Source organism: Symbiobacterium sp. (genome assembly GCF_040797425.1).
Classification (GTDB): domain Bacteria; phylum Bacillota; class Sulfobacillia; order Symbiobacteriales; family Symbiobacteriaceae; genus Symbiobacterium.
The window spans coordinates 1-4818 of record NZ_JBFNEH010000100.1 but is presented as its reverse complement, the minus strand read 5'-3'; the positions used below and the strand labels follow the sequence as shown (position 1 = coordinate 4818).

Below are 4818 nucleotides of genomic sequence, written 5' to 3'. Positions count from 1 at the left end.
CTGCCGGAGCAGGTCCACCGCCTCGGAGACGGTCCGGGGTGCCACGTAATCGAACGCTGCTGGAATCATCCTGACGCCCCTCCCTTTCTGGACTGAGTCGCCGGGCCAGCCGGCTGTGGGGACCGCAGTTCGGTTGCCAACTCTAGGTACAGGCTCCTACTACGGATCTAGCAGTCGTCAGAATTATAGCGGATGCAACAAACATCTTTCGGTTGTTTTTTCGCCACCGAACGGTGGCGCGAATGGGTGACGGTCGGTGCCGGGGTCAAGCCGAACGCCGCCGACCACACAGGCGCCATGTCCCCGGCCACGGGGCATGGCGCGGATTGCCTTGGGGATTGACAGGGACAGCTTCATAACAATATGCTTATATCCTAGGGAGGGCGTTCGATGGAGCAGCACGTCATGCTGATGAAGGCGCTGGCAGATACGACACGCCTGAAGCTCCTGAAGCTGATCTGGGACCAGGAGCGGTGCGTGTGTGAGCTACAGCCGATTCTCGGCATCAGCCAGCCCGCGGTCTCGCAGCACATCGCCAAGCTGAAGGCGGCCGGGCTGGTCCGGGAACGCCGGGCGGGAATGTGGGTGTACTACCAGGCCAACCGCGCTCGCCTCCTGGAGGGGTTGGAGGCGTTCAAGGCGTTCCTGGATGCGGACCTTTCGACCATTCCGGAGCTGGCCGGGACCCGGTTCGAAGGGTGCTGCTGAAGGCCGGCAAGGGGGAAGCGGGAGGCCCGACCTATACCAAACCGAGGAGGGACCGTCGATGTCGGCACCATGCCCGCGCCTGTCTGTCCTGGATCGCTTCCTGACCCTCTGGATCTTCCTGGCCATGGCGTTTGGGGTGGGACTTGGCTACTTCGTGCCCGGCGTGGAGGAGTTCATCAACCGCTTCCAGGCAGGCACCACCAACATCCCGCTGGCCGTCGGGCTGATCCTCATGATGTACCCGCCGCTGGCGAAGGTGCGCTACGAGGAACTCCCGGACGTGTTCCGCGACTGGAAGGTGCTGGGCCTTTCCCTCTTCCAGAACTGGGTCGTGGGCCCGATCCTGATGTTCCTGCTGGCCATCCTCTTCCTCCACAACTACCCGGAGTATATGGCTGGCGTGATCATGATCGGCCTGGCACGCTGCATCGCCATGGTCATCGTTTGGAACGACCTGGCCAGGGGCGACGCGCAGTACGCCGCTGGTCTGGTGGCCTTCAACAGCATTTTCCAGGTCCTGTTCTACAGCGTGTACGCCTGGATTTTCATCACCGTTCTCCCGCCGCTCTTCGGGCTGGCAGGTTCGACGGTGAACGTCTCCATCGGTCAGATTGCGGAGAGTGTCGCCATCTATCTGGGCATTCCCTTCGCGGCCGGCGTGCTCACCCGGTTCGGGCTCGTGCGGGCCAGGGGCAGGCAGTGGTATGAGAAGCAGTTCATCCCCCGGATCAGCCCCATCACGCTGGTCGCCCTGTTGTTCACCATCGTGGTGATGTTCAGCCAGAAGGGTCAGCTGATCGTGCAGATCCCCCTGGACGTCGTCCGCATTGCCATTCCGCTGATCATCTACTTTGTGGTGATGTTCCTGGTCAGCTTCTGGCTCAGTCACAAGCTGGGTACGAACTATGCGCAGGCCACGACGCTGTCCTTTACGGCGGCGAGCAACAACTTCGAGCTGGCCATCGCCGTGGCCGTCGCAGTGTTTGGCATCAACTCGGGCGCGGCCTTCGCCGCTGTGGTGGGGCCGCTGATCGAGGTGCCGGTGATGATCGGCCTGGTGAACGTCGCGTTCGCCCTCAAGCGCCGGTACTGGCCCAAGGCAGTCGCATAAGCCTGGAGGTTCGGTCCATGACAAAGGAGGGGCATGGTGGAGATGGACGCACATTCGCTGCGTGAAGCGGTTCGGAAGCGCTATGCCGAGACGGCGCGCAGCACCGCCGGCGGCGCGACGGGGGGATGCTGCGGCACCCAGCCGCGGGAAGATGAGCTCCCGGTGGTCGGCGGCTGCTGCTGCGGAACGGCCGTCGACGTGAGAGGTCTGGGGAAGATTCTGGGATACTCCGATGAAGAGCTCTCCGCGGCGCCGGAGGGCGCCAACCTCGGCCTGGGCTGCGGCAATCCGCAGGCGATCGCCAACCTGAAGCCGGGCGAGACGGTCCTGGACCTGGGTTGCGGGGCCGGGTTCGACTGCTTCCTCGCCGCGCGCCAGGTCGGGGAGAGCGGCAGGGTGATTGGGGTGGACATGACGCCCGAGATGCTCAGCCGTGCCCGCGAGAACGCCCGCAAGGGCGGCTGCACGAACGTGGAGTTCCGGCTCGGCGAGATCGAGCACCTGCCCGTGGCCGACGAGAGCGTGGACGTGATCATCTCCAACTGCGTGATCAACCTCTCGCCCGAAAAGGAGCAGGTGTTCCGGGAGGCCTTCCGGGTTCTGCGCCCGGGCGGGCGGCTTGCGGTGGCGGACATGGTGAGCCTCGCGCCGTTTCCGCCTGAGGTGCGGGAGGACCTGGCCCTCTATGCCGGGTGCCTGGCCGGTGCAGCCACGGTCGATGAGCTCAGAGTGATGCTCGCCGAGGCCGGCTTTGTCGACATCGTGATCCGGCCGAAGGACAGCGACCAGCTGCTGGAGGCCTGGGGCGCAGGGGAATCGCCGCAGAACCAGGTGTTCTCCGCTTACATCGAGGCAAGGAAGCCAATGAAGTAGGAATAAAGAACACAGACGGCAGGGTGCGACGGCGCATCCCTGCCGTTTGGCTTTGCCGTATTCCCCACCCCGCCGCAGCCGGCCCGTGCGCGAATCCAACTAGCGGGCGGCAGCCGCGTAAGCGGAAACCTTTCTGTACAAACTGCAGGTCGAGGGAAAAAGCCCTGCCGGGCCTATGGACGCGCCCCGGGGCACGGGTGGTGATGAAGCGTGGATCTCCTGCTCCCGATTCGATGGCCCTCGCGGGCGGGCACGCTGGCCGTCAGGATGAGAGGCGGCTCCGAGCCCGTGCTGCTGGTTCACGGGCTCGGCGCATCCCATGCCTTTTTCCTGCCCACCCTGGCCGCGCCCGCCCTGGCGGGTCGGGCGCTCATCCTCCCCGACCTGCCGGGCCACGGCGACAGCGAGGAACCGGGCAGCTTCTCCTGCGCGATGGACGACCTGGCGGCGCTCATGATCGAGTTGCTGGACTGGCTCGGCGTGCAGAAGGTCCACCTGGTGGGCCACAGCATGGGCGGCACGATCGCCCTGCTCATGGCCGAGCGGGCCCCGGACCGGGTCATGGGGCTGCTGATCGCCGAGGGCAACCTCCGCCCCGAGGACGCCACGCTGAGCCGCAAGCTGGCGGCCATGGGCGAGGAGGGAGTCCGGGCCGCGCTGCCCACCCTCATCGGCCACTTTGCCCGGAGCGGGCTGGAGGGCCGGGCCGACGACCTGCTCTACGCCTCCACGCTCAGCCGGTGCTCCCCCGGCGCCTTGTGGCGGTGCTCGGCCGAACTCGCCCGGACTTCCGACACGCCGGGGCTGCTGGACCGGTTCCTGAACCTGCCCATTCCCCGGACCTACGTCTACGGCGAACACACGCCGGGCCTGGAGCCGCTGATCGACACGCTGCGCCGGCACGGGATCCGGACCCGGATGATTCGGGGCGCGGGGCACAGCATGATGGTCGAGCGGCCGGACGCCTTTGCGGAGGTCCTGCGGGAGCACCTCTCGCCGAAGGGCGGCTGAACGGGCGCGGCGCCGCACAGGCGGGGTGGCGATTACGCTTCAGCGGCCGGGCGGCAGAGCGGGAGCAGTTCCGCCGGGTGCGCGAGCCGGTAGTCGCAGGGGATGGCCGGGTCCATGGTGCCCCAGAGGGCCAGCGCAAACTTGACCCCCGCGGCCCGGGCGCACTGGCTGTCGTAGATGGTGTCGCCGATGTAGAGCACATCCCCGGGGTTCATCCCGGTGTCGGCCAACAGCTTCAGAAGCGGGTCGGGGTCCGGCTTGTGGCGCTCCGTGTCGTCCGCGCAGACGACCGCACGGAAGTACTGCAGCAAGCCCAGGCGGGTGACGTCCCGGTCGAGCTCCGAGCGGCACCGGGAGGTCACCAGCCCCAGGGTGACGCCGCGGTCCCGCAGTTCGTCCAGCACCTCCCAGATCCCCGGGAACACGGTGATGAGGTGATCATACTCCCGCACGTAGGCCGCCCACTTGTCGAAGGCGGCCTGCGGGTCGGGCAGGCCCAGCTGCTCGAGGGCGGTCACCCCCGGAATGCCCAGGAGGGGCCGCAGTTCCTCGAGCGAAGGGGTTTGTCCGGTCTCCTCGCGGATGACCTTCTGCAGGGACATGAGGTCGGGCTTTACCGTGTCCAGGAGCGTTCCGTCCACATCAAAGGCTACGCACTTGAACGGCAAGGTCTCTTCCTCCATGTCTGCGATCTGATCCGGCCGGGTAGCGGGATGCTGTGGCTCCGCGGGGCACAGCCGATCCAGTCCCTCGCCCGGGCCGGGATCACGCACAGCAAGGACCCGCAGACCGGAAGCGGTTCCAGGGGACTGTGCGCGATCGCCGGGGAGATCCTGGCCCGGTACACGTCCATCCCTGAGGAGATTCTCGCACAAGAACTCGCCGCCGAACAGGGCTAGCTGACGACTAAGGTCGACCTCCGCGCGGGGGGCGGGGGTGTTTAGCGCCCGCGGCGACTGCGAAAGCCCGGACCTGCCCACAGCAGGGCTTTGCGGACATTTGTCCCAATAAAAGTTAAGGATCTAAACCTACCCCATCCCAGCAAGAAACCGGCTGGCACCTAGCTCAAGTTTCGCGTGAATAACCCGGACTTCGTGCAATGGAAACCCATTGAA

The 4818-nt window shown here is 66.2% G+C and carries 6 protein-coding genes; 5 read left to right on the top strand and 1 reads right to left on the bottom strand.

What is annotated here, in order from left to right; translation table 11 throughout:
* Positions 1-390 precede the first annotated feature (390 nt).
* The 4 genes from AB2385_RS16615 to AB2385_RS16600 all read left to right on the top strand — a co-directional run bounded on the left by AB2385_RS16615 (position 391) and on the right by AB2385_RS16600 (position 3703).
* On the top strand, positions 391-708 hold the full coding sequence (locus AB2385_RS16615) for a helix-turn-helix transcriptional regulator (RefSeq protein WP_273381279.1): 318 nt from the start codon (positions 391-393) through the stop codon (positions 706-708).
* Positions 709-766: 58 nt separating this feature from the next.
* Entirely contained in the window at positions 767-1819 is a 1053-nt protein-coding gene (gene arsB, locus AB2385_RS16610; protein ID WP_367656129.1) for an ACR3 family arsenite efflux transporter, read from the top strand.
* A gap of 42 nt (positions 1820-1861) precedes the next feature.
* Positions 1862-2692 (top strand): arsenite methyltransferase, encoded by an 831-nt coding sequence (locus AB2385_RS16605; RefSeq protein ID WP_367656128.1) that lies wholly within the window; start codon positions 1862-1864, stop codon positions 2690-2692.
* A 210-nt stretch (positions 2693-2902) separates the two neighbouring features.
* A complete protein-coding gene (locus AB2385_RS16600) occupies positions 2903-3703 on the top strand; it encodes an alpha/beta fold hydrolase (protein ID WP_367656127.1) in 801 nt (266 codons plus the stop codon).
* Between the two features lie 32 nt (positions 3704-3735).
* Here the strand turns inward: AB2385_RS16600 and AB2385_RS16595 are convergent, their stop codons facing one another.
* A complete protein-coding gene (locus AB2385_RS16595; RefSeq protein WP_367656126.1) occupies positions 3736-4371 on the bottom strand; it encodes an HAD family hydrolase in 636 nt (211 codons plus the stop codon).
* Positions 4372-4416: 45 nt separating this feature from the next.
* On the opposite strand from AB2385_RS16595, the gene AB2385_RS16590 reads away from it, so the two are divergent.
* Positions 4417-4602, top strand: coding sequence for a hypothetical protein (locus AB2385_RS16590; protein ID WP_367656125.1), 186 nt, complete (start codon positions 4417-4419; stop codon positions 4600-4602).
* Positions 4603-4818: the final 216 nt, after the last annotated feature.